Raw genomic sequence first — 24,024 nt, 5'->3', positions numbered from 1 at the left:
CCTGCTGTAGGACGGTGGCTCGCCCTATTTTTACCCGGGCACATTGCATACTCGATTTCAGCCGGGTAATATTCGGCGCATCATGGATGCTCCCAGTGCGCCGCAGCTGACGGCTTTTCTCGGCTACCAGCAGATCGCCCACGGTCCGCGCGAGTCGGTGCTCGCCGAATTGCGCCGCCGACAGGACAACCCGCCCGCCATCGTGTTCGACGACCAGAGCGGCGAACGGGTGGAGCTGGAGGCGGCCCCCGGCTGCGGCACGCCCTGCCCCGCGGAGGCCGACATCGCCGGCAGCACCCGCCACGCCCGTGGCGTGGGCCGGCCGCGGCTTGGCGTGGTGGCACGCGAAGTCACGCTGCTGCCGCGTCACTGGGAATGGCTCAGTCGCCAGCCGGGCGGCGCCTCGGTGGCGCTGCGCCGCCTGGTGGACGACGCCCGCCGCGTCTACGCGGACCGCGACGCGGTGCGCGCCTCGCGCGAATCGACCTACCGTTTCCTGAGCACCGTCGCGAGCGCCCTGCCCGGCTTCGAGGAAGCCGCGCGCGCCCTCTTCGCCGGCGATCCGGCGCGCTTCGCCGAGCAGACCCGCGACTGGCCGGAGGACGTCGCCCGATACGCCCGCCACCTGTCGGCGAACAGCTGGGCCACCACGCCGGAGCAGACCGCATGAGCGCGGGCCCGGCCGCTCCGAACGGCGCTCCCGCCAACCGTCAGCTCTGGAAGACCTTCCTCTTCTTCCTGCTGCCCATGCTGCTGTCCAACGTGCTGCAGTCGGCATCGGGCACGATCAACAACATCTACCTGGGACAGATGCTGGGCGTGCATGCGCTTGCCGCCGTCTCGGGCTTCTTCCCGGTGATGTTCTTCTTCATCGCCTTCACCATCGGCCTGGGCGCGGGCGCCTCGGTGCTGATCGGCCAGGCCTGGGGCGCGGCCGAGCCCGAGCGGGCACGGGCCGTGGCGGGCACCGCGCTGTCGGTGGTGCTGGTGTTCGGGCTGCTGGTGGCGGTCTTCGGCGGCCTGTTCACACAGCCGCTGCTGCATGCGCTGGGCACGCCGCCGGACATCCTGCCCGACGCCACCGCCTATGCCCGCATCATCCTGATCGCGATGCCGGGGCTGTTCGTCTACCTGCTTTCCACGGCCATGCTGCGCGGCGTGGGCGACACCATGACGCCCCTCTACACGCTGGCCATTTCCACGGCCACCGGCCTGCTGCTCACCCCCGCCCTGATCCGCGGCTGGCTGGGCCTGCCGCAGCTGGGTGTGGCGAGCGCGGCCTGGGCCACGGTGGTGGGCTTCGTGCTCGCCAGCCTGTGGATGGGCCTGCACCTGCGCCGACGCGGCAGCCCGCTGGCACCCAACCGGGTCCTGCTGCGGCACCTGCGCATCGACTGGCAGTTGCTGCGCGCGGTGCTCAAGGTGGGCGTGCCCACGGGCGTGCAGATGATCGTGGTCTCGCTGGCGGCGGTGGTGCTGCTGTCGCTGGTCAACGGCTTCGGCTCGGCCGCGACGGCGGCCTATGGCGCGGTCAACCAGGTCATCGCCTATGTGCAGTTCCCGGCCATCTCCATCGCCATCACGGCCTCGGTGCTGGGGGCGCAGGCCATCGGCGCCGGCAAGGCCGATCAGCTGGGCCGCATCACGGCCACGGCGCTGGGCATGAACCTGGCGCTGACCGGCGGGCTGGTGCTGCTGGCCTACCTGGCCTCGCGGCCGTTGATGGGCCTGTTCATCACCGACCCGGCGGTGATCGAGGTGGCGCAGCAGCTGCTGCACATCATGCTGTGGAGCCTGGTGGTCTTCGGCATGGGCTCGGCGCTGGCCGGCGTGATGCGCGCCAGCGGTTCGGTGCTGGTGCCCACCGCCATCACCATCGGCGCCGTGCTGCTGGTGGAGGTGCCCGCCGCCTGGTGGATGAGCCACCGCTTCGGGCTCAAGGGCATCTGGATGGCCTACCCCCTGGGCTTCTGCGCCATGCTGCTGATGCAGACGGCGTACTACCGCGGCGTGTGGCGGCACAAGAAGATCCGGCGGATGGTCTGAAAACCCATCCGCGGATGGCCGGGTCTTCCGGCCACTCACTCATGCGTCCCGACCACGCGCAACGCCGGCTCCTTCGTCAGGCGGTGGCGTGACCTTCCGCCGTCTTCAGCCGCAGCGAACTGCACACGCCCGACACCGCCGCAAAGGCGGCCGCCACGCCCAGCGCCACCTCGGGACCCGTGCGCAGGTGCGGGTCCCACACGCTGAAGATGGTGGCGAGCACCACCGCGCCCACGGTCTGCCCCGTCAGACGCGCCGTACCCAGCATGCCGCTGGCGGCGCCACTGCGGTGCGGCGGCGGCGCAGTCACGATGGTGTGGTTGTTGGGCGATTGGAAGAGCCCGAAACCCACGCCGCACAGGGCCATGCGCCAGGCGATGTCGCCGTTGGTGGGCGCATCGGGCAGCAGGGCCAGCAGCGACAGGCCGACGGCCAGCAAGCCCAGGCCAATGCCGCCCAGCAGCCCGTCGGGCACGCGCCCGATCAGGCGGCCCGCGATGGGCGCGGTGGCCACGATGGCCAGCGGCCACGCGGTCAGCAGCAGGCCGGCCTGCACATGCGTGCGGCCGAAGGCGTCGAGCAGCAGGAAGGGCAGCGCGATGTAGGCCAGCATCTGCGCCGCGAAGGCACTGACGGAGGTGCCCATGGACAGCGCGAAGACCGGAATGCGCAGCAGGTCCACCGGGAACAGCGGCACCCGCATCGACCACTGGCGCCGGATGTAGACCGCGCCGAGCAGCAGGCCGCCAGCCAGCCACAGCCAGCCGTCGAGGCGCCCGCCCGTCTGGCCTTCCTGCACGCCCAGGCGGTCCACCCCCAGGAAGAAGAGGGAGAACATGCCGATGTTGAGCAGCACGTCGAGCACCCGCATGCGGTCGCCCAGCGCCGGGCCGACGTTGGCCGGCAGCGCCCGCCAGCCCAGCCACAGCACCGCCACACCCAGCGGGATGTTGATGGCGAAGAGCCAGGGCCAATCGGCCACCGCCAGCACCGCGGCCGCCACCGACGGGCCGGCCACCGACGAGGCGGCCACCACCATCGAGTTGATGGCCATGCCCTTGCCGAGCTGGCTGCGCGGATAGGTCAGGCGCACCAGCGCCGCGTTCACGCTCATCAGCCCGGCCGCACCCACCCCCTGGACGGCGCGCGCCGCAATCAGCCAGCCCAGGCTGCTGGACATCAGCGCGCCCAGCGAGGCCACCGTGAAGAGCGCCATGCCAGCCATATAGACGCGGCGGAAGCCGATCTGCTCGCCCAGCCGCGCCAGCGGCAGCAGCAGCACCAGCGTGGCGATCTGGTAGGCGTTGACCACCCACACCGCATGGGCCGGGCTGGCGTTGAGCGACCGGGCGATGCCAGGCAGCGCCAGATTGAGGATGGTGCCGTCGAGCACCGACACGATCATGGCCACGATGATCACGGCCATCGCGCGGCCGCGCTGCGGTTGCGGCAGGCCGTCGTAGGCCGGGCCCTCGGTCGCCGCCGGGGTCATGCGCCGCTCCGTGCCGCCAGATCGGGATGCGTGGAGACGATGTCAGGCGGCGGGCAAAGGGAGGGCGTCGGCATCCGGCGATTCTGCGCCGCGCGCCGCCACGGTGCGCGCCCGCGGGTCGATGGCCGAGTGCGCGCCGGGGTGGTGCGCGCTCGGCAATGCAGGAAGCTCAGCGTTCGTCGAAGAGCGGCTCGCTGCCCGAGGGCCGGGCACCCTCGATGGCCAGCATCCGCAGCTTGAGCAGCGCCCCGCCGGGCGCCGAGAAGCCGCCCGGCCGGCCGTCCGCGCCCAGGATGCGGTGGCAGGGCACGACCGGCGCGAAGGGGTTGTGGCCCAGGGCCTGGCCCACCGCCCGCGCCCTGCCCTTGCCGCCCAGCGCCTCGGCCAGTTCGCCGTAGGTGCGGGTCTGGCCAGGCGGGATCTGTCGCGCCAGCGCATAGACGCGACGGTGGAAATCCGGCACGCCGCGCTCGTCCAGCGGCAGCTCGCACAGGTCGCGCGGCTCGCCCGCCAGCAGGGCGCGGATGCCGTCGATGGCCTTCAACACCCAGTCGGGGGGCGGCACGGCATACGACGCGTCCGGGCAGCGCCGCAGCAGGTGGGCCCGCACGCCGCTGACGCTGCCGTCGACCTCGGGCAGCAGCACGCTGCGCAGGCCGGCCTCGCCCCAGGCCAGGCCGCAATGGCCGATGGCGGTGTCGAAGACGACGAGGCCGGTCATCCCAGGCTCCGGTTCAGGCGATCAAGCCGGCGATGGCAGCCGTCGGCCGCGCACGCCCAGCGTCACCAGCGTGAGCGTCAGCGACAGGTACAGCCCCGCCGCCATGCCCAGCACCATCGGCAGCGGCCGGCCGTCGTTGAACAGGCTGACCACCGCCATGCCCACCGCGCCGCCCAGCATCTGCAAGGTGCCCATCAGGGCCGCCGCCGTGCCGGCGATGGCGCCGTGGTTCTCCAGCGCCAGCACCGCGGTGGTCGGAATCACCAGCCCCATGAAGGCGCTGGCCACGAAGTACAGGCCGATCAGCACCGCCAATGAATCGCCGCCCGTCAGGTAGTGCGCCAGCATCAGGCTGATGGCGACGCTGGCGCCCAGCACGCCCACGCGCACCAGCGGCACCAGGCCGAAGCGGGCCGACAGCCGGCCGTTGAGCTGCGCCGCGCCGAAAAAGGCCGCCGCGTTCACGCCGAAGGCGATGCTGTACTGCGTGGGCGTGAGGCCGTAGTGGCCGATCATCACGAAAGAGGACGTCGACAGGTAGATGAAGAAACCCATCATCGCGAAGCCGCCGATGAAGACCAAGCCGAGGAAGTGCGCGTCCAGCAGCAGCCGGCCGTAGGCGCGCAGGGCGCTGCCGAGGCTGCTTTCCACGCGGGCCGAGGGCGGCCGCGTTTCTTCCAGGCTGAAGGCCAGCAGCGCCAGCCCGGCCACCGCAGCCACGGCGATGGCCCAGAAGACGGCACGCCAGCCCGCCACCGCGATCACGCCGCTGCCGGCCAGAGGCGCCAGGATGGGCGAGACGCTGAACACCAGCATCAGCAGCGACATCAGCCGCGCCGCATCGGGCCCGGTGTGCAGGTCGCGCACCACGGCGCGCGGGATCGCCATGCCCGCCGCCGCGCCCAGGCCCTGGACGAAGCGCAGCACGATCAGCGTGTGGATGTCGGTGGCCAGCGCGCAGCCCACGCTGGCCAGCGCGAACAGCGCCATGCCGAAGAACATGGGCGGCCGCCGGCCCACCATGTCCGACACCGGGCCGTAGAGCAACTGGCCGATGCCGATGGAGATGAAGAACACCGTCAGGCTCAGCTGCGCAGTGCCGAAGTCGGTGCCCAGCTGTTGGCCGATGGCCGGCAGCGCCGGGAGGTACATGTCGATGGCGAAGGGGCCGATGGCCGAGAGCAGGCCGAGGACGACGGCGATGCGGAGGAACCGGGGAGACGAAGACATAGGCGGCGCATTCTCCCGGCTTGGGCACGAGGCTGCCCGTCGACCCGGCTGCGGCCCCGGGCTGTCACGGGAATTGGGCCAGACCGGGGCCAGGCGCCAGCGGCAAGCCTGTCCAGCCAGATGACGGACAGGGCTGGAGGCGGCGCCCTTCCCTGCCCGCCGCAGCCGCCGCCTCAGAGCCGTCGCGCGCCCTCGGCGTCGAACAGGTGCACGCTTTCCGCGCCCCATTGCAGGTGCACCGCCTCGCCCACGCGGGCGCGCAGCGTGCCGGGCACGCGCACGGTCAGCAGGCCCAGCGGCGTGGCCACCTCGGCATAGGTCTCGGGACCGGTCGGCTCGATCAGCTCCAGCACGCCCTCCAGGCCGGCATCGGCGAAGACGACGTTCTCGGGCCGCAGGCCATAGAGCAGCCGCGTGCCGGCCGGCTGCGTTGCCAGCGCCGGGTGGCGCGACGGGTCGCAGGGCATGACCAGCCCGCCCGCCTCCACCCCGCCTTCGGCGCCCGTCGCGGCATCGATGAAGTTCATAGCGGGCGAGCCGATGAACTCCGCCACGAAGCGATTGGCCGGGCTGCCGTAGATCTGCTCGGGCGTGCCGAACTGCTGCACGATGCCGTCCTTCATCACCGCGATGCGGTCGCCCAGCGTCATGGCCTCGACCTGGTCGTGCGTGACGTAGACGGTGGTGGTCTTCGTGCGCTGGTGCAGACGCTTGATCTCGGCCCGCATCTCCACCCGCAGCTTGGCGTCCAGGTTGGACAGCGGCTCGTCGAAGAGGAAGAGCGCCGGGTCGCGCGCCAGCGCCCGGCCCATGGCGACGCGCTGGCGCTGGCCGCCCGAGAGCTGGCCGGGCTTGCGGCCCAGCAGCGCCTCCAGCTGCAGCATCTGCGCCACGCGCTGTACGGTGGCCTCGCGCTCGGCCTTGGGCACCTTGCGCAACTCCAGGCCGAAGGCGATGTTCTGCGCCACCGTCATGTTGGGGTACAGCGCATAGCTTTGGAACACCATGGCGATGTCGCGGTCCTTGCTGGGCAGGTTCGTGACCTCGCGCTCGCCGATGTGCACCGAGCCGGAGGTCGGCGCGTCCAGGCCCGCGATGATCGACAGCAGCGTGGACTTGCCGCAGCCCGAAGGGCCGACCAGGATCAGGAACTCGCCGGCCTCGATCTCCAGGTCGATGCCCTTGAGGATGTGGGTGTTGCCCGCGTAGGTCTTGTGGAGCTGGCGGATGCCGAGTGCGCCCATGGTGTTCATCCCTTCACCGCGCCGGCCGTCAGCCCGCGCACAAAGTACTTGCCCGCCACCACGTAGACGAAGAGGGTCGGCAGCGCGGCGATCAGCGCCGCGGCCATGTCCACGTTGTATTCCTTGACCGAGCTGGTGGTGTTGGCCAGGTTGTTCAGGCCCACCGTGATGGGCTTGCTGTCGGCGCCGGAGAACACCACGCCGTAGAGGAAGTCGTTCCAGATGGCGGTGAACTGCCAGATCACCGTCACCACCAGGATGGGCACCGACAGCGGCAGAACGATGCGCCGGAAGATCTGCCAGAAGCTGGCACCGTCGAGCATGGCCGCCTTGACCAGCTCGGGCGGCAGGCCCACGTAGTAGTTGCGGAAGAACAGCGTGGTGGTCGGGAGCCCGGCCAGCAGGTGCATGAGGATCAGGCCCCAGATGGAACTGGCGATGCCCAGCCAGCCCAGCACCTGGCTCATGGGAAGCAGCACCACCTGCATGGGCATGAACACGCCGAAGAGCATCAGCGCGAACATCGTCTCGCTGCCGCGGAAGCGCCACTGCGCCAGCACGTAGCCGTTGAGCGCACCCAGCAGCGTGGAGATCGCCACGGCCGGCACCACCATCAGCACCGAGTTCATGAAGAAGGGCTGCAGGCCGCGGCAGTCGGTGCCGGTGCAGGCGGCGCTCCAGGCCTTGGTCCAGGCCTCGAAGGTGGGCTGCGTGGGCAGGGCCACCATGCTGGTGGCCCGCACCTGGTCCATGTCCTTGAAGGAGGTGACCAGCATGACGTACAGCGGCGCCAGGAAGTAGGCCGCGAAGAGCAGCAGCAGCGTCCAGAGGATCGTGCGGTGAACGACGCGCATGGTCATCAAGCCTTCTTGGTCCGCAGTTCGGAGTACAGGTACGGCACCACCACCGCCGCCACGGTGGCCAGCATCACGGTGGCGCTGGCCGCACCCAGGCCGATCTGCCCGCGGGTGAAGGCCATGGCGTACATGAAGGTGGCCGGCAGGTCGGTGGCGAAGCCGGGGCCGCCGGCGGTGAGCGCCATCACCAGGTCGAAGCTCTTGATGGCCAGGTGGCTGACCACCAGCACGGTGCTGAAGAACACCGGCCGCAGGCTGGGAATGATGATGCGCCAGTAGATGCGCGGCAGGCTGGCGCCGTCCACCTGCGCCGCCTTGATGATGGCGTCGTCGATGCCGCGCAGCGCCGCCAGGAAGAGCGCCATGACGAAGCCTGCGCTCTGCCACACGCCCGCGATCACCACGCAGTAGATGGCGCGGTCAGGGTCGACCAGCCAGTCGAAGCTGAAGCCCGCGAAGCCCCAGGACTGCATCAGGTGCTCCAGGCCCATTCCCGGGTTGAGCATCCACTTCCAGGCCGTGCCGGTGACGATGGCCGAGATGGCCATGGGGTACAGGTACACCGTGCGCAGCACGCCCTCGGCGCGGATCTTCTGGTCGAGCAGGATGGCCAGCAACAGGCCCAGCAACGTGCTGCCGCCGATGAAGAGCACGCCGAAGATCAGCATGTTCGTCATCGCGACGCGGAAGCGCTCGTTCTCCCACAGCGTGAGGTAGTGGTCGAGCCCGGCGAAGTCGTAGTTGGGCAGCAGCCGCGACTCCGACACCGACAGGTAGCCGTTCCAGGCGATCAGCCCGTAGATGAACAGGAAAGCCAGCACAAAGCTGGGCGCGATGACCAGCTTGGGCAGCCAGGGCGTGGGCAGGCGGGAAGGCGCGGACATGGGGGCTCCCTGGTCGGTCGATTGCGCGGCAGGCCCCGGCGCGCGCGGCGCCCGGAGGCCTTGCCCTTCATTCAGGCGTGCGGATGCCTCTCAGCGGGCCTTGGCCGCGGCCGCGATCTTGGCAACGGCGTCCTGCGCGCTCATCTTGTCGCTGTTCCAGTACTGGCTCACGGCGTCCTTCAAGGCGCCTTCTACGGCCGAGGGCACCGCCATGCTGTGCGCCGCGCTGGGCACCAGGGCGCCCGACTTGGCGGTGGCCGCGAAGTCCTTGGCCGAGAGCTTGGCGCAGTCGTCGAACTTGTCCATGGGCACGTCCAGCCGCACCGGGATCGAGCCCTTGGCCAGGCTGAAGGTCTCCTGGAAGGCGGGCGACATGATGGCCTCGGCCAGGTCGTTCTGGGCCTTGATGCGGTCGTCGCCCTTGACCTTGAACATGGCGAAGGAATCGATGTTGAAGGTGAAGGCCTGCGCGGTGCCCGGCGCGGCCATGCACAGGAAGTCGGTGCCCGGCTTCTTGCCCGCGGCCACGAATTCGCCCTTGGCCCAGTCGCCCATGAACTGCATGCCGGCCTCCCCCTTGATGACCATCGCGGTGGCCAGGTTCCAGTCGCGGCCGGATGCGGCCTTGTCGGTGTACGGCTTGATGCGCTTGAAGGTCTCGGCGGCCTTGATCATGGTGGGGCTCTTGAGCGCCTCCTGGTCCAGTTGCACCAGCGCCTTGCGGTAGAAGTCGGCGCCGCCCACGCCCAGCACCACCGTCTCGAAGGTGGTGAAGTCCTGCCAGGGCTGTCCGCCGTGGGCCACGGGCGTGATGCCGGCCTTCTGCAGCGCGTCGGCGGTGGCGAAGAACTCGTCCCAGGTGGTGGGCGCCTTGGCCTTCGCCTTCTTCAGCGCCTCGGGATTGATCCACAGCCAGTTCACGCGGTGCACGTTGACCGGCGCGGCCACGTAGTTGCCCTTGTATTTCATGATGGCGGCCACGGTGGGCGGCAGCGCGGCGTCCCACTTGTTGGCCTTGGCCACGCCGTCGATGCTGGTCAGCACGCCTTCTCGCGCCCATTCCTGGATGGCCGGGCCCTTGATCTGGGCGGCCGAGGGTGCGTTGCCCGACACCACGCGTGACTTCAGCACCGTCATGGCCGAATCGCCACCCCCGCCGGCCACCGCGAAGTCCTTCCAGGTGTCGCCCTTGGCCTGCAGCGTGGCCTTGAGCGCGGCCGCGGCCTTGGCCTCGCCGCCGCTGGTCCAGTAGTGCAGCACCTCGACCTCGCCGGCCTGGGCGGCACCGGCCAGCGCCAGCAATGCGGCCGCGGCGGCGGTGCGGGTGATGGAAGCAGTCGGATGGTTGCGCATGGCCAGGTCTCCTTAAGTCGCCCCGCGGGGCCGTTGAGTGGTCGGCGTCGTCGCCGCGGCCGGATTATTAAAGTCTCTTTAATTTATTAATCTAAGGTTAAACCCGAGGCCGAAGCGGCCCTGCTTCGTTAATCTAGTCGCCATGCACATCCTGCTTGCCGAAGACGACGCCCTGCTGGCCGACGGACTGGCGGCCCAGCTGAAGGGCGCCGGCTTCGCGGTGGAGCACGCGCCCAACGGCGCCGTGGCCGAATACCTGCTGGGCCGCCATGCCTTCGACCTCGCCATCCTCGACCTGGGCCTACCACTGCTGGACGGCCTAAGCCTGCTGCGCAAGGTGCGCACCGAGCAGCCGCTGCTGCCCATCGTCGTGCTCACCGCGCGCGACAGCCTGGAGGACCGCGTGAGCGGCCTGCAGGCCGGCGCCGACGACTATGTGACCAAGCCCTTCGACTTTCCCGAGCTGGAGGCGCGGCTGCATGCCCTGCTGCGCCGCACCCGCGCGCGCGGCAGCGGCCTGCAGGTCGGCGGAATGCTGCTGGACCGCGACAACCGCCGCGCTACCGTGGGCGGCGAGGCCATCGAGCTGAGCGGCCGTGAATGGACCATGCTGGAACTGCTGGCCGAGCGCGCTGGCGAGGTCGTGACCAAGGACGAGATCGTGCGTGCCTGGATGGGCGACGAGGGCGACAGTGCCGCCGTGGGCAATGCCGTGGAGGTCTACGTGCACAAGCTGCGGCGCAAGCTGGAGAAGCCGGGCCTGGTGATCCGCACGGTGCGCGGGCTGGGCTACCTGCTCGAAAGCCCGGCGCCGGGGCCGACTGCGGGCGCGCGTGGCTGAGTCGCCCTCCCCCGCGCCCGGCCGCTTCGCGCCCACCCTGCGCCGCCAGCTGCTGCTGTGGCTGCTGCTGCCCCAGCTGGTGTTGTGGCTGGCCGGCGGATTGGCGGCCTACCAGCTGGCGGAGCGCTACACCAATGCGGCTGTGGACGCGAGCCTGCTGCAGGCCTCGCGCGCCCTCGCCCGCCAGCTGCGCCCGCTGGACAACGGCCTGCTGATCGACTTTCCTCGCGCCGCGCAGGACGTGCTGGAAGCCGACCCCGACGACCGGCTGCACTACATGGTCAGCACGCCGCCCGGCGCCTTCATCCTGGGCAACCACCAGCTGCCGCTGCCGCCGGCCGCCGTGATGGCCCGGCCGCCCATTGGTCAGCCCTACTTCTACGATGCGCTGCTGCCGCCCGCCAACGACGAGGTCGGCACGCGCCAGCCGCTGCGCGTGGCCGCCCTCTTCCTGCGCCAGGGCGGCCGCGACGACCCCGACGCGGTGCTGCTGGTGCAGGTGGCGCGCAGCCGCACCAGCCGCGAGGAACTGGCGCGGGGCATCCTTTGGGACACGCTGCTGCCCCTGGCCGGCCTGATCCTGCTGATGACCACGGTGATCTGGCTGGGCATCCGTGCCGGCCTGGCGCCGCTGCTGCGCCTGCGCCGCGAAGTGGAAGGCCGCGCGCCCACCGACCTCGCCCCGATCCGCCTCGACGCCGCGCCGGGCGAGGTGCGCGCGCTGGTGATGGCAGTCAACGGCCTGCTGGCCGCAGTCCAGCACAACCTGGCGCAGCAGAAGCGCTTCATCAGCGATGCCGCGCACCAGATGCGCACGCCGCTGGCCGGCCTCAAGTCGCAGGCCGAAGTGGCGCTGGCCCTGGCCGGCGACGAGGCCCAGCGCGAGCGCCTGCGCCGCGTGCACGAGAGCGCCGACCGCAGCGCGCACCTGGTCAACCAGCTGCTCACCCTGGCGCGCGCCGAGCCCGACACCGCCGCAGCCCGGGGCTCGCCGGTGGACCTGCGGGCGCTGGCGCAGGAGCTCACCGCCACGCTGGTGCCGCGGGCGCTGCGCGAGGGCATCGACCTGGGCTTTGCGCCCGTGGAGGAAGAAGGAAGCCCGGTGGATGAGATCGCGGCAAATGCTTCGGACGCCGCCGGCAATGGCGATGCCAATGCCGACGAAACGATGGACTCCGCCGCAATCGCCGCGCCCGCCGCGGCGTCACCTCTCATCGTCGTCGGCCATGCCTGGCTGCTGCGCGAGGCCCTCAGCAACCTGATCGACAACGCCCTGCGCTACGCCGGACGTGGCGCGGTCGTGACGGTGGATGTTCAGCGCGAGGGCGACGAGGCCGTGCTGAGCGTCACCGACGACGGCCCGGGCATCGCGCCCGAGGACCTGCCACGCGTCTTCGAGCGCTTCGTGCGCGCCACCGACCAGGGCAACGGCTGCGGCCTGGGCCTGCCGATCGTGAAGGAGATCGTGGAGCGCCAGGGTGGGCGCGTGACGCTGGCGCCGGTCCAGCCGCGCGGGCTGTGCGCCCGCACCCATCTGCCGCTTGCGCCGACAACCTGAAACCTCGCGCCGCGGCCAATGCCGGCCGATCGTTCAAGAACCGTTCGGGCTGAGCCTGTCGAAGCCGGGGCACAAGCCCTTCGCCCCGCTCAGAGCGACAGCGTCGAGTGACCAGGATTGCGCGCAAAGACAGCGCTCAGGCCGCAGGCACCGGCACCCGGTCCGCCCCCTCGAAATCCGCATGCGCCGCCAGGAAGTCCAGTACCGCCCGCACCCGCGCCGGCAGCCGCCCGGGCCGGCCCAGGTAGACGGCATGCAGCGGCTCCAGCTCGTGCGGATTGAAGGCCTCCATCACCGGCACCAAGCGCCCGGCGCGCAAGTCGGGCAGCACGTGATAGATGGACAGACGCGCCAGCCCCACGCCTTCCAGCGCCAGCAAGCGCAGCGCCGCACCGTCGCTGGCGCGGGCGGTGCCCACCACCGGCATGGCGACCGCACGGCCATCGACGACCAGCGGCCAGTCGGGCACGTTGCGGCGGTAGGTGGAGCCCAGGCGGTTGTGGCGCGCGAGTTCCTCCACCGTGGTGGGCATGCCGTGCAGCGCCAGGTAGTCAGGTGAGCCGACGATGGCCTGCGCCGTGTGGCCCAGCAGCCGGCCCACCAGATCCGAAGGCGGCAGCTTGCCCCAGCGGATCGCGATGTCGCAGCGTTCCTCCATCAGGTCGACCACGCGGTCGGTCAGCAACACGTCCACCTGCAGCTCCGGATAGGCCTCCAGCAGCCGCGGCACCAGCGGCAGCAGCAGCCGATGCCCGAAGGGAATGCTGGCGTTGATACTGACCCGCCCCCGCGGTGCCGCGCCGGCGCCCACGCAGCGCTCGGCCTCGTCCAGGTCGGCCAGCACACGCAGGCCGCGCTCGTAGAAGAGCTGCCCTTCGGCCGTGAGCTGCAGCTTGCGGGTGGAGCGGTGCACCAGTTGCACCGAGAGGCGCGCTTCCAGCCGCGCCACCAGCTTGCTGATGGCCGAGGGCGTCAGGCCCAGGTGCCGGGCTGCGGCCGAGAAGCCGCCCCGGTCCACCACCTGCACGAAGGCCTCCAGTTCGCCGGCGCGGTTGACCTCGACCCGCGCGGGGGCCGATTTGTGAATTGGCTTCACAGCTGCTTGTCCAGAGAGCGTCCTAGTCATCATGAGGCGATCAGATCACAGTCATGGCCATCATGCCTCTCGCACTTCTTGCCCTCACCGCCGGCGCCTTTGGCATCGGCACCACCGAATTCGTCATCATGGGCCTGCTGCAGCAGGTCGCGGCCGACCTGCGCGTGTCCATCACGGCGGCCGGCCTGCTCATTTCCGGCTATGCGCTGGGCGTGGCCGTGGGCGCGCCCGTGCTCACGCTGGTCACCCGTGGGCTGCCCCGGCGCACGGTGCTGATCGCGCTGATGGGCGTGTTCACCGCCGGCAACATCGCCTGCGCCCTGGCGCCGGACTACGCCACGCTGATGGCCGCCCGGGTGCTCACCTCGCTGGCGCACGGCACCTTCTTCGGCGTCGGCGCCGTGGTGGCAGCCGGCCTGGTGCCGCCGGAGCGCCGGGCCTCGGCCATCGCGCTGATGTTCACCGGCCTCACAGCCGCCACGCTGCTGGGCGTGCCGGCCGGCGCCTGGATCGGGCTGCAATGGGGCTGGCGCGCCACGTTCTGGGCCGTGGCCGTGGTCGGCGTGGTCGCGCTCGCGGTGCTGATGCGCTTCGGGCCGCGGCAGATGCAGGCCGAGGCGCCCGCCACGCTGGCCGAGGAGCTGTCGGTGCTGGCCCGGCCGCAGGTCTGGCTGAGCCTGGCCATCACCATCCTGGGCTTCGGCGGCGTGTTCGCCTTCTACACCTACGTGCAGCCGGTGCTGACGCAGGTGACCGGCCTTTCCGTCGCGGCCGTGTCGCCGCTGCTGCTGGTCTTCGGCGGCGGGCTGGCAGTGGGCAACATCCTGGGCGGCCGGCTGGCCGACCGGGCACCGATGCCGGCCGTGATCGGCACCCTGCTCGCGCTGGCCGTGGTGCTGGCGCTGGCCCCGCTCGCCATGCCGCATCGGGTGACGGCGGCGGTCTTCCTGGCCGCCCTCGGCGTGGCTGCCTTCGCCACCGCCGCGCCGCTGCAGGCCCGCATGCTGGAGCAGGCGGCCGGCGCGGGTCAGAACCTCGCGTCCAGCCTGAACATCGCCGCCTTCAATCTGGGCAACGCCCTGGGCGCGTGGGTGGGCGGCGCTGTCATCGACCACGGGCCCGGGCTGCAGGGCCTCGGTCCCGCAGCCGCCGGGCTCACGCTGGCCGGGCTGGCGCTGGCGCTGGTCAGCCGGGCGATGCAGCGTCGTCGCCTGTCCGCCGACACGCCTTCCGCGCCGCGCCGCTGCAACGCCTGACCTTCACATCCCAGGAGAAACCACCATGGAACACCGACTGCTTGGCCGCTCCGGCTTCCGCGTCCCCGTGCTCGGCTTTGGCGCCGGCACCTTCGGCGGGCAAGGGCCGCTCTTCAGCGCCTGGGGCCGCACCGACGTGGACGAGGCCCGCGAGATGATCGCCATCTGCCTGGAGGCCGGCGTGTCGCTCTTCGACACGGCCGACGTCTATTCCGACGGTGCCTCCGAACGCGTGCTGGGCGAGGCGCTGCAGGGCCGGCGGCACGAGGCCATTCTGTCGACCAAGCTCACGCTGCCCGCCGGGCCCGGGCCCAACGACCGGGGCTGGTCGCGCCATCACCTGATCAACGGCGTGGACGCCGCGCTGCGCCGCCTGCGCACCGAACACATCGACATCCTGCAACTGCATGCCTTCGACGCCGCCACGTCCGTCGAGCAGATGCTGCGCACGCTGGACGACCTGGTGCGCAGCGGCAAGGTGCGCAGCATCGGCGCCTCCAACTTCGCGGGCTGGCAGCTGATGAAGGCACTGGCCGCGGCCGACCGGCTCGGCACGGAGCGCTTCGTCGCCAACCAGACGTACTACTCGCTGGTGGGCCGCGACTACGAATGGGAGCTGATGCCGCTGGGCATCGACCAGGGCCTCGGCGCCATCGTCTGGAGTCCGCTGGGCTGGGGCCGGCTCACGGGCCGCATCCGCCGCGGCCAGCCGCTGCCCGAAGGCAGCCGTCTGCACCAGACAGCCGGCTTCGCACCGCCGGTTCAAGAGGAGCGCCTGTTTCGCGTCGTCGAAGCCATGGACAGCGTGGCCGAGGAGACCGGCCGCACCCTGCCGCAGATCGCCATCAACTGGCTGCTGCAGCGGCCCACGGTGAGCAGCGTGCTCATCGGCGCGCGCGACGCGACGCAACTGCGCCAGAACCTCGGCGCCATCGGCTGGCAGTTGAGCGCCGCGCAGATGGCCCGCCTGGACGCCGCCAGCGCCGTAACGCCACCCTATCCCTACTACCCGTACTGGAACGGCCAGTTCACCGAACTGGCACCGCCAGCCGTGCCGCGGGGTTGAGGCCAGGCGCGCGCAGCGACCTCGGCCCTGCTCGCCTGCAAGCGAGCCCTCCGCCGAAGGCAGTCCCGCTCAACCGCCGCGCAGTTGCGCCTTCAACTGCGCCCCCACCTCCGGCCGCTCCAGGAAGGGATCGGCCGGGTTCTGGATGGCGACGATGTTCTCCATGCGGCTCTTCACGTTGCCCAGGGCCTTGGCGCCCGTGTGGCTGAAGACATAGAACTGGTTGTCGCTGATGGCCTGGAAGACCTTGTGCGCCACTTCGGCCGCCGTGACCTTGCCGCTGGTGACGGCCTTCTCGGTCATCGCCTGGCCGATGAGCTGGCTCTTGGTCAGCTGGCCTTGCGCGAGCGAGCCGCCGGGCCGGTTGCGCTCGCTGTGGGTGATGCCGGTGGGCACGAAGTACGGGCACAGCAGGCTGGCGCCCACCTGGTCGGTCACCAGGCGCAGGTCCTGGTACATCGTTTCGGTCAGGCTCACCACCGCGGCCTTGGCGGCGTTGTAGATGCCCATGTTGGGCGGCGTCAGCAGCCCGGCCATGCTGGCCGTGTTGGTGATGTGGCCGCGGTAGGCCGGATCCTTCTCGGCGGCCTCCAGCATCATGGGCACGAACAGGCGCACACCGTGCACCACGCCCCACAGGTCCACGCCCAGCACCCACTCCCAGTCGGCCACGGTGTTCTCCCACACCAGGCCGCCGGCGCCAACGCCCGCGTTGTTGAAGACGAAATGCGGCGCGCCGAAGCGCTCCTTCACCGCCGCGGCCAGCGCCTCCATCTCGCTGGCGCTGGAGACATCCACCTTGCGAGCCATCACCTGCACGCCGGAGGCCTTCATCTCGGCCTCGGCCTTGTCGAGCGCATCCTGCTGCACGTCGACCAGCACGAGGTTCATGCCGCGCGCCGCGCCGATGCGCGCGCACTCGAGGCCGAAGCCGGAAGCGGCGCCGGTCAGCACCGCGGTCTTGCCGTGGAAGTCCTGGATCATGGAAGTCGGTCCTTTTGCCGTTGTCTCTGGAATGCGGATGAAAGCCGCTGTGTGAGCGATTGGAGCGCCCGCGGTGCCTCATGGCTGTCCTGCAGGCGACGGCGGCAGACAAGCGCCTGCCGCACTGGTGGCGGTCAGCCTGCGTTGGCCGTCTTGAGCACGTAGCCGGTGCGCGGAAAGTGCACGTGCAGTGACCCCGCACGCTCGTCCTCGCGCGCCAATGTGAAGTGCGTGCGGGTGGCCGCCACGAGCGTACCGGCGGTTTCTTCCAGGCCGAAGCTTTCGGCACGGATCGTCACCGCGCTGCCCAGCGGGATGCCGTGGTCGTCCTGGAAGGTGCTGTCGGTCAGCAGGGTCTTGGGTGCGGCGGCCTTGGCGATGGCCAGCGCATCGGCCGAGCTGATCTTCTCGAAGCTGCCATGGCCGATGGCCTTGATGCGGTCCATCCAGTCGACCACCGCCGGCGTGAGCTGCAGGATGGACTTCACGGCATTGACGCGGCTGGTGTACCAGAGCGGGTGGTAGGCCGCGAAGTCAGCGATGCAGGGCACCTCGCCCAGCAGGTAACTGCGGTCATCCAACATGTCCGACAGGCGCCGCAGGTAGCTCTTGTAGGCGGCGGCGGCATCGGCCGGCTTGATGCGTGCCATGTTGCCGGCGGTCATCTTGCCGCGGTCCTCGCCGAAGACCTTTGCCGCTTCGGCCGGGAGGTTTGCAAAAAGTTCGGCCGCGCCTTTGGGCTGAAGGTTCCAGGCCATGGCGGCCCAGAACAGCGTGCTGTCGGCCCACTGCGCCACGATGCGCGCGAGGCCCTTCTCGGGCTCGGGGTAGAGCGTGGGTTCCGGATGCAGGTGTTCGAGCACATCGGCGATGAGAGCAGTGTCGCAATACACGTCGGCCCCCACCTGAAGCACCGGCGTGCGGCGGTAGCCGCCGGTCAGCGCCACCAGGTCAGGCTTTGGCATGACCGAGGGGATGATGACCGATTTCCAGGCCAGCTTCTTGTGGCCGAGCAGCAGGCGCACCTTCTCCGAGAAGGGCGAGGCGGCGTAGTGGTGCAGGATGATGTCTGCCATGGAGACTCCGGAAAAGGCGGCGGCATGGCGCCGGATTCAGCGGCGCAGGCCGCTGCGTGGGTCGGATGCGAAGAACGGTGGGCCGGACCGGCGATGCGGCCCGGCGAAGGGCCCGCTCAGCGCGGCATGGCCCGGGCCAGGATGGCATCGAAATCGGCGCCCTCGCCCAGTGTGCCGAAAGTCTGGCCCCAGTCGCCACCGATGCGCGAGGCACAGAAGGCTTCGTGCACCGCGGCGGGTGCCGTCTGCACCAGCAGGGCCGCCTGCACGGCGAGCGCCACGTCCTGCGCCAGGCGACGGGCCTGCGTCTCGGTGGCCATGGCTTCCACGCGCGTGGGCAGGGCGTCCATCAGCCGGTCGAGCGCGGGATGCGCGCCGCGGGCGGGAGCGAGTTCCTCGGCCAGCGCGGCGGCGATGTCGCCCTTGCGCAGGGCGCGCAGCAGGTCGATGGCCATGATGTTGCCGGCGCCCTCCCAGATGGAGTTGACCGGCATCTCGCGGTAGATGCGGGCCAGTACGCCTTCGCCGCCCTCCTCCACGTAGCCGTTGCCGCCCAGGCATTCCATCGCTTCCTGCGCCAGCGCGGCGCCGCGCTTGCAGATCCAGAACTTGGCGATGGGCGTGAGCACGCGGGCCAGCAGGCGCTCGCGCGGATCCTGCGTGCGGTCGAAGGCGCGCGCGAGGCGGATCGACAGGGCCACGGCCGCTTCGCTCTCGAGCGCCATGTCGGCCAGCACGTTCTTCATCAACGGTTGCTCGATCAGCGGCCGGCCGAAGGCGCTGCGCTGCGCCGTGTGGTTGAGGGCCTGCGCCAGCGCCTGCCGCATCAGGCCGCTGGTGCCCAGCGAGCAGTCGAGCCGGGTCATGGTGCCCATCTCGAGGATCTGCGGCACGCCTCGGCCTTCCTCGCCCACCAGCCAGGCCGTGGCGCCGTGGAACTCGACCTCGGAACTGGCATTGGCCTTGTTGCCCAGCTTGTCCTTCAGGCGCTGGATGCGCAGTGCGTTGCGCGTGCCATCCGGCAGCACCCGCGGCAGGAAGAAGCAGGTCAGCCCGGCCGGCGCCTGCGCCAGCACCAGGAACGCATCGCACATGGGCGCCGAGAAGAACCACTTGTGGCCGGTCAGCTCATAGCGCTCGCCCCAGGCATCGGCGCCGTCCCGCACAGCCTGCGTGGTGTTGGCCCGCACGTCCGAGCCGCCCTGCTTCTCGGTCATGCCCATGCCCATGGTCACGCCCGGCTTGTCGCGCCAGACGGCCAACTGCGGGTCGTACCAGCGGCTCTGAAGCTTGGCCGCCCAGTCGGCGTAGATGGCGGCGTGGCCGCGCAGGCCGGGCGTGGCCGCATAGGTCATGGAGATGGGGCAGAGCATCGAAGGCTCCAGCTCGGTGAAGAGCATGAAGCCGGCGGCGCGCTGCACGTGCGGCGAGCGGCCTGCGCCGGCCGATGCCGGATCGCCCGCCTCCGCCCACGGCGTGCCGTGCAGCCCCGCGCCCACGGCGGCCGTCATCAGCGCGTGGTAGCTGGGATGGAACTCCACCTCGTCGATGCGCCGCCCGAAGCGGTCGTGCGTGTGCAGCACCGGCGTGTGCACATTGGCCAGGCGCGCATGCTGGTGCATCTGCGCCGTGCCCACCTCGCGGCCCAGCGCCTGCAGCGGTGCCAGCTCCAGCCCCGGCGCGTTGAAGCGCAGGGCGTCCTGCAGCGCACGGTTCGTGGCGAACAGGTCGTAGTCCACCAGCGGCTCGGGCTGGTTGAAGACTTCGTGCGTGACAAAGGGGTTCATGCCTGCCTCCTGGCCTCGTGGTGCCGGTTGCGGGGCCCGGCGCTCCGGCCGGGTCGGGATCAATGCATCAGAAGAGCTTGACCAGCTGCTTGCCGAAGTTCTTGCCCTTGAGCAGGCCCAGGAAGGCCTCGGGCGCCTTCTCTAGCCCCACGGCGACGGACTCGCGCGGGCGCAGCTTGCCGGTGGCCACCAGCGTGCCCAGCTCCTTGAGCGCCTCGGGCCACACCTCCATGTGCTCGCTGACGATGAAGCCTTCGAGCTTCACGCGGTTGATCAGCAGCAGCGTGGGGTTCTGGATGGGCAGCGGCTGGCCGTCGTAGCCGGCGATCATGCCGCACAGGGCGATGCGGGCGAAGGCGTTCAGGCGCAGCAGCACGGCGTCGAGGATGTAGCCGCCCACGTTCTCGAAGTAGCCGTCGATGCCGTCGGGGCAGGCTTCCTTGAGCGCGGCGCTCATGCTCTTGACGTCGGGGTGCTGCCGGTAGTCGATGCAGGCGTCGAAGCCCAGCTCGTCGGTCACGTACTTGCACTTGTCCGGACCGCCCGCGATGCCGACCACGCGGCAGCCACGGGCCTTGGCCAGCGCGCCGAAGGCGCTGCCGACGGCGCCGCTTGCGGCCGTGACGACCAGCGTCTCGCCCGCCTTGGGCGCGATGATCTTGACCAGGCCGTACCAGGCCGTCACACCGGGCATGCCCACCGCGCCCAGGTAGTGCGACAGCGGCACATGCGTGGTGTCGACCTTGCGCAGCACGCCGGGCTGGTTGGCGTCGACCACGCCGTATTCCTGCCAGCCGCCGAAGCCGACCACCTTGTCGCCGACGGCGAATTTGGGATGGCGGCTCTCGACCACCTCGCCCACCGTGCCGCCCTGGAAGGTCTGGCCCAGGGGCTGCGAGGCGGCATAGCTCTTGGAGTCGTTCATGCGGCCGCGCATGTACGGGTCCAGGCTGAGGTAGTGGTGGCGCACCAGCACCTGGCCGTCGGCCAGAGCCGGCGTCTCGCCCACGACGAGCTTGAAGTTCGACAGCTCGGCCTCGCCGGTCGGGCGGTTGTCCAGATGGATCTGCTTGTTCTGCGGCATGGTTGGCTCTCTCTGTCAGTCGGTGGAAAGGGGTTTGAGGTCATGCACGCCTCGGCCATCGACCGGCAGGCGCTTGACGTACTTGAAGGTGCCGGTAGCGTGCGTGCACAGCCGGCCGGCTGCGTCGACGATGCGCGCCTCAGTGAAGGCCATGGTGGCCGTGCGGTGCATCAGGCGGCCATAGGCCACCAGCGGTCCGCGGGCGGGCTGCATGAAGCTGGTCTTCATCTCGATGGTGACAACGCCGATCTCCGGCTGCACGCTGCGTGCGGCGGTGGCCATGGTCACGTCCAGCAGCGTCATGCAGGCGCCGCCGTGCGCCACCTGGAAGCTGTTGAGGTGCTCATCGGCCGGCGTGTAGTGCAACTCCGATTCCCCGCCCTCGAAGCGGTGCATCGTGAAGCCCAGGTGGTGGACGAAGGGAATGTCGACGCCGAAGGAAATGTTCATGGTCTGGAAGGCTGCCGCACGAGGCGGCGCGGGTTCGATGGAAAGGCGGGCTCAGGCCGCGCCCAGCACGACACTGGTGCCGCCATCCACCGCCATCCACTGGCCGGTGATGTGCTTGCCCGCGTCGCTGGCGTACAGCAGCGTGATGCCCTTGAGGTCTTCATCATCGCCCAGGCGATTGAGCGGCGCGGCGGCCTTCATGTTGTCCTCGCCCAGCTGGTCGATCAGCCCCGAGGCCATCTTGGTGCGGAAGAAGCCCGGACAGATGGCATTGACGTTGATGCCATGGCGGCCCCACTCGGCGGCCAGCGTGCGGGTGAAGCCGATCACCGCGGTCTTGGAGGTGTTGTAGGCCAGGGTCTTCATGCCGATCGGGTTGCCGTTGAGGCCCGCGATCGAGGCGATGTTGATGATGCGCCCCGTCTTCTTCGGGATCATGTAGCCGTTGGCGATCTGCTGGCTCAGGATGAAGTAGCCGCGGACGTTGAGGTTCATCACCTTGTCCCAGGCCGAGACCGGATGCTCCTCGGCCGCGGCGCCCCAGCTGGCGCCCGCGTTATTGACCAGGATGTCCACGGCGCCCATGCGCTCCAGCGTCTCGTCGGCCAGGCGGCGGGTGTCCTCTTCCTTGCTGCAGTCGGCAGCGATCCAGCGCGCATCGATGCCGGCCGCCTGCAGCTCGGCCGCGGCCTGCTCCAGGTCCTCGGCCTTGCGCGAACTGAGCATGACCCGGGCGCCGGCCTCGCCCAGCGCATGGGCCATCTGCAGGCCCAGGCCGCGGGAGCCGCCGGTGATCAGGGCGACCTTGCCCTTGAGGTCGAACAGTTGCTGGACGGTGCGTGCGGTCATGGGTGAAAGGTCTCCAGAATTAGGGCCGCGGACGGCCTCAGGGCTTGATGCGGGAACGGATGTAGATCAGCACCACGCCGGCCAGCACGGCCACGCCGCCCGGCACGCCGATGGACCAGCCCAGCGGCTCGTCCTGGCGGGCGGTGGCGATGCCCAACACCACCGTGAACAGGCCGGCATAGATCAGGATCCAGCTCAGCTTCTCGGTCCAGTGGCGTTGCTTGGGCGGGCGGACGGGTGCTTGGGAGGTCATCAGAAGGCGTCTTCGGGAAGGTCTGCGCAGACCGGTTCGCGGCTCTCGACCACGTTGAGCCAGGCGCCGATCTTGGGCAGTTCGTAGCGGAAGAAGTAGGTCGCGGCGCCGAGGCGGCCGGTGGTCGACACCGAGGTCGCGCCATTGTCCTTCTCGATGGCCTTGTCGGCGACGTCCAGCCACATCCACGCCAGGACCATGTGGCCGAAGGCCTGCATGTAGGGCACCGCATTGACCAGCGCCTCGGCCGGGTTGCCAGTGGACCAGGCGGCCTGAATGGCGGCGGTGACGCGGCCGAAGGCCTGGCCCAGCGCATCGGCAAAGCCGGCGAGCTCGGGCCGGGCCGCGGCGCGGGCGATGGTCTCCTGCACGCGGGCGCCCAGCAGTTGCAGGCCCTTGCCGCCTTCCATCAGCACCTTGCGGCCCAGCAGGTCGGCGGCCTGAATGCCGTGCGTGCCCTCGTGGATCATGTTCAGGCGGTTGTCGCGCCAATACTGCTCCACCGGGAAGTCGCGCGTGTAGCCATAGCCGCCGTGGATCTGGATGGCCAGCGAATTGGCCTCCAGACACCATTCGCTGGGCCAGCTCTTGGCGATGGGCGTCAGCACTTCCAGCAGCAGGCGGGCGTCGTCCGCGGCCTCGGGCCTGCCGGTCTTCTGCTCGTCCACCAGGCGCGCGCAGTACAGCTGCAGCGCCAGCGCGCCTTCGCAGTACGCCTTCTGCGCCAGCAGCATGCGGCGCACGTCGGCGTGCTCGATGATGCGCACCTGGGGCCGGGTCGCGTCCTTGCCGGCGGGGCCCACGGGCCGGCCCTGCGGCCGGTTCTTGGCATAGTCCAGCGAAGCGTGATAACCCGCCATGCCGAGCATGACAGCGGCCGTGCCGACGCCGATGCGGGCCTCGTTCATCATGTGGAACATGCAGGCCAGGCCCTGTCCCGGCTTGCCGACCAGATAGCCCACGGCCCCGGCCTTGCCGTCGACCGGGTACTTGCCCTCGCCGAAGTTCAGCAGCGTGTTGGTGGTGCCGCGCCAGCCCAGCTTGTGGTTGAGGCCGGCCAGCGCCACGTCGTTGCGCTCGCCGGTCAGCCTGCCCTCGGTGTCCACCATCTTCTTGGGGACGATGAAGAGCGAGATGCCCTTGACGCCGGGGATCAGCTTGCCCTCGGCATCGGGGATCTTCGCCAGCACGATGTGGACGATGTTCTCGGTCAGCTCATGGTCGCCGGCCGAGATCCACATCTTGTTGCCCTTGAGCCGGTAGCGCGGGCCGAGCGGATCGTTCTCGAAGCCCTCGCCGTCCGGCACCGCCCGCGTGGCCACGTCCGACAGCGAAGAACCGGCCTGCGGCTCCGACAGGCACATGGTGCCGGCCCAGCGGCCCGAGAACTCGTTGAGCGCGAACACCTGCTTCTGCATCTCGGTGCCATGCACCATCAGCAGGTTGGCGTTGCCGCTGGTGAGCATGTTCGAGCCGATGCTCACCGAGGCCATGGCGAAGAAGGAGTTGGCCGCCGCCTGCACCGTATAGGGCAGCTGCATGCCGCCGATGTCGTAGTCCTGCGCGGCGGCCATCATGCCGCTCTCGACGAAGGCCGCATGGGCCTCGTGCGTGGCGCGCGGCAGGATCACCTTCTCGCCGTCGAAATGCGGCTCCTCCACATCCACCGTGCGATTGGCCGGCGCGTACTTCTCCCGGGCGATGCGCTCGCAGGTGTCCAGCACGGCATCGAAGGTCTCGCGCGAATGGTCGGCGAAGCGCTGGCGCTCATTCAGGCGCTCGGCATGGAGCCAGTCGTACAGCAGGAAGTCGAGGGTGTCGCGATAGCTCATGGTTGTCTCGTCGTGAAGAAGACCGCGCCCGTGCTTGACGCGGGTTTGGCGCAGTAGCGGCCTGG

Annotated in this window: 22 protein-coding genes; 6 read left to right on the top strand and 16 right to left on the bottom strand. The window is 70.1% G+C overall.

Annotated features, from left to right (window positions below):
• Positions 1–82: 82 nt before the first annotated feature.
• Together ABIC63_RS22740 and ABIC63_RS22735 are read left to right on the top strand one after the other, a co-directional pair.
• Complete coding sequence (locus ABIC63_RS22740; RefSeq protein ID WP_354321481.1) at positions 83–670, top strand: DUF2239 family protein; 588 nt, start codon at positions 83–85, stop codon at positions 668–670.
• A complete protein-coding gene (locus ABIC63_RS22735; protein ID WP_354321480.1) occupies positions 667–2,046 on the top strand; it encodes an MATE family efflux transporter in 1,380 nt (459 codons plus the stop codon). The genes ABIC63_RS22740 and ABIC63_RS22735 overlap by 4 nt, the downstream gene beginning before the upstream one ends.
• A gap of 76 nt (positions 2,047–2,122) precedes the next feature.
• Here the strand turns inward: ABIC63_RS22735 and ABIC63_RS22730 are convergent, their stop codons facing one another.
• The 7 genes from ABIC63_RS22730 to ABIC63_RS22700 all read right to left on the bottom strand — a co-directional run bounded on the left by ABIC63_RS22730 (position 2,123) and on the right by ABIC63_RS22700 (position 9,827).
• Complete coding sequence (locus ABIC63_RS22730; protein WP_354321479.1) at positions 2,123–3,538, bottom strand: MFS transporter; 1,416 nt, start codon at positions 3,536–3,538, stop codon at positions 2,123–2,125.
• Positions 3,539–3,707: 169 nt separating this feature from the next.
• Positions 3,708–4,259, bottom strand: a complete 552-nt coding sequence (locus ABIC63_RS22725; RefSeq protein ID WP_294374043.1) for a methylated-DNA--[protein]-cysteine S-methyltransferase — start codon at positions 4,257–4,259, stop codon at positions 3,708–3,710.
• A 21-nt stretch (positions 4,260–4,280) separates the two neighbouring features.
• On the bottom strand, positions 4,281–5,489 hold the full coding sequence (locus tag ABIC63_RS22720) for a multidrug effflux MFS transporter (protein WP_354321478.1): 1,209 nt from the start codon (positions 5,487–5,489) through the stop codon (positions 4,281–4,283).
• Positions 5,490–5,662: 173 nt separating this feature from the next.
• Positions 5,663–6,733, bottom strand: coding sequence for an ABC transporter ATP-binding protein (locus tag ABIC63_RS22715; protein WP_354321477.1), 1,071 nt, complete (start codon positions 6,731–6,733; stop codon positions 5,663–5,665).
• A gap of 5 nt (positions 6,734–6,738) precedes the next feature.
• The gene (locus ABIC63_RS22710) at positions 6,739–7,587 is read right to left on the bottom strand and encodes a carbohydrate ABC transporter permease (protein ID WP_502935907.1); all 849 of its coding nucleotides are present in this window, start codon (positions 7,585–7,587) and stop codon (positions 6,739–6,741) included.
• A 5-nt stretch (positions 7,588–7,592) separates the two neighbouring features.
• Entirely contained in the window at positions 7,593–8,474 is an 882-nt protein-coding gene (locus ABIC63_RS22705) for a carbohydrate ABC transporter permease (protein ID WP_354321475.1), read from the bottom strand.
• Positions 8,475–8,564: 90 nt separating this feature from the next.
• Positions 8,565–9,827 carry an ABC transporter substrate-binding protein gene (locus tag ABIC63_RS22700; RefSeq protein ID WP_294374061.1) on the bottom strand — a complete coding sequence of 421 codons (1,263 nt, stop codon included), beginning with the start codon at positions 9,825–9,827 and terminating at the stop codon, positions 8,565–8,567.
• 142 nt (positions 9,828–9,969) lie between these two features.
• Between ABIC63_RS22700 and ABIC63_RS22695 the strand changes: the two genes are divergently transcribed.
• A complete protein-coding gene (locus ABIC63_RS22695; protein ID WP_294374064.1) occupies positions 9,970–10,668 on the top strand; it encodes a response regulator transcription factor in 699 nt (232 codons plus the stop codon).
• The gene (locus ABIC63_RS22690; protein WP_354321474.1) at positions 10,661–12,226 is read left to right on the top strand and encodes a sensor histidine kinase; all 1,566 of its coding nucleotides are present in this window, start codon (positions 10,661–10,663) and stop codon (positions 12,224–12,226) included. The genes ABIC63_RS22695 and ABIC63_RS22690 overlap by 8 nt, the downstream gene beginning before the upstream one ends.
• A gap of 136 nt (positions 12,227–12,362) precedes the next feature.
• Here ABIC63_RS22690 and ABIC63_RS22685 read toward each other — a convergent pair whose 3' ends face one another.
• Positions 12,363–13,352: a LysR family transcriptional regulator gene (locus tag ABIC63_RS22685; RefSeq protein WP_502935906.1), complete on the bottom strand. Its 990-nt coding sequence runs from the start codon at positions 13,350–13,352 to the stop codon at positions 12,363–12,365.
• A gap of 32 nt (positions 13,353–13,384) precedes the next feature.
• Between ABIC63_RS22685 and ABIC63_RS22680 the strand changes: the two genes are divergently transcribed.
• Together ABIC63_RS22680 and ABIC63_RS22675 are read left to right on the top strand one after the other, a co-directional pair.
• Positions 13,385–14,578 (top strand): MFS transporter, encoded by a 1,194-nt coding sequence (locus ABIC63_RS22680; RefSeq protein ID WP_354321472.1) that lies wholly within the window; start codon positions 13,385–13,387, stop codon positions 14,576–14,578.
• Positions 14,579–14,603: 25 nt separating this feature from the next.
• Positions 14,604–15,644 carry an aldo/keto reductase gene (locus ABIC63_RS22675; protein ID WP_354321471.1) on the top strand — a complete coding sequence of 347 codons (1,041 nt, stop codon included), beginning with the start codon at positions 14,604–14,606 and terminating at the stop codon, positions 15,642–15,644.
• A 69-nt stretch (positions 15,645–15,713) separates the two neighbouring features.
• Here ABIC63_RS22675 and ABIC63_RS22670 read toward each other — a convergent pair whose 3' ends face one another.
• The 8 genes from ABIC63_RS22670 to ABIC63_RS22635 all read right to left on the bottom strand — a co-directional run bounded on the left by ABIC63_RS22670 (position 15,714) and on the right by ABIC63_RS22635 (position 23,959).
• The gene (locus tag ABIC63_RS22670; RefSeq protein ID WP_354321470.1) at positions 15,714–16,628 is read right to left on the bottom strand and encodes an SDR family oxidoreductase; all 915 of its coding nucleotides are present in this window, start codon (positions 16,626–16,628) and stop codon (positions 15,714–15,716) included.
• A 134-nt stretch (positions 16,629–16,762) separates the two neighbouring features.
• On the bottom strand, positions 16,763–17,704 hold the full coding sequence (locus ABIC63_RS22665; protein ID WP_354321469.1) for a glutathione S-transferase family protein: 942 nt from the start codon (positions 17,702–17,704) through the stop codon (positions 16,763–16,765).
• Positions 17,705–17,820: 116 nt separating this feature from the next.
• Complete coding sequence (locus ABIC63_RS22660; RefSeq protein WP_354321468.1) at positions 17,821–19,491, bottom strand: isovaleryl-CoA dehydrogenase; 1,671 nt, start codon at positions 19,489–19,491, stop codon at positions 17,821–17,823.
• 67 nt (positions 19,492–19,558) lie between these two features.
• Positions 19,559–20,575 (bottom strand): NADP-dependent oxidoreductase, encoded by a 1,017-nt coding sequence (locus tag ABIC63_RS22655; RefSeq protein ID WP_354321467.1) that lies wholly within the window; start codon positions 20,573–20,575, stop codon positions 19,559–19,561.
• Positions 20,576–20,590: 15 nt separating this feature from the next.
• Positions 20,591–21,025, bottom strand: coding sequence for a PaaI family thioesterase (locus tag ABIC63_RS22650; protein WP_017759261.1), 435 nt, complete (start codon positions 21,023–21,025; stop codon positions 20,591–20,593).
• 51 nt (positions 21,026–21,076) lie between these two features.
• On the bottom strand, positions 21,077–21,874 hold the full coding sequence (locus ABIC63_RS22645; protein WP_354321466.1) for an SDR family oxidoreductase: 798 nt from the start codon (positions 21,872–21,874) through the stop codon (positions 21,077–21,079).
• Positions 21,875–21,911: 37 nt separating this feature from the next.
• A complete protein-coding gene (locus ABIC63_RS22640) occupies positions 21,912–22,127 on the bottom strand; it encodes a hypothetical protein (RefSeq protein ID WP_295524613.1) in 216 nt (71 codons plus the stop codon).
• Positions 22,127–23,959 (bottom strand): acyl-CoA dehydrogenase, encoded by a 1,833-nt coding sequence (locus ABIC63_RS22635; protein ID WP_354321465.1) that lies wholly within the window; start codon positions 23,957–23,959, stop codon positions 22,127–22,129. The genes ABIC63_RS22640 and ABIC63_RS22635 overlap by 1 nt, the downstream gene beginning before the upstream one ends.
• Positions 23,960–24,024: the final 65 nt, after the last annotated feature.

This window comes from Pseudacidovorax sp. 1753 (genome assembly GCF_040544975.1).
Lineage (GTDB): Bacteria > Pseudomonadota > Gammaproteobacteria > Burkholderiales > Burkholderiaceae_C > Xenophilus.
Note: the sequence above shows the minus strand (reverse complement) of the source record. Positions and strands in the feature narration are given on the sequence as shown.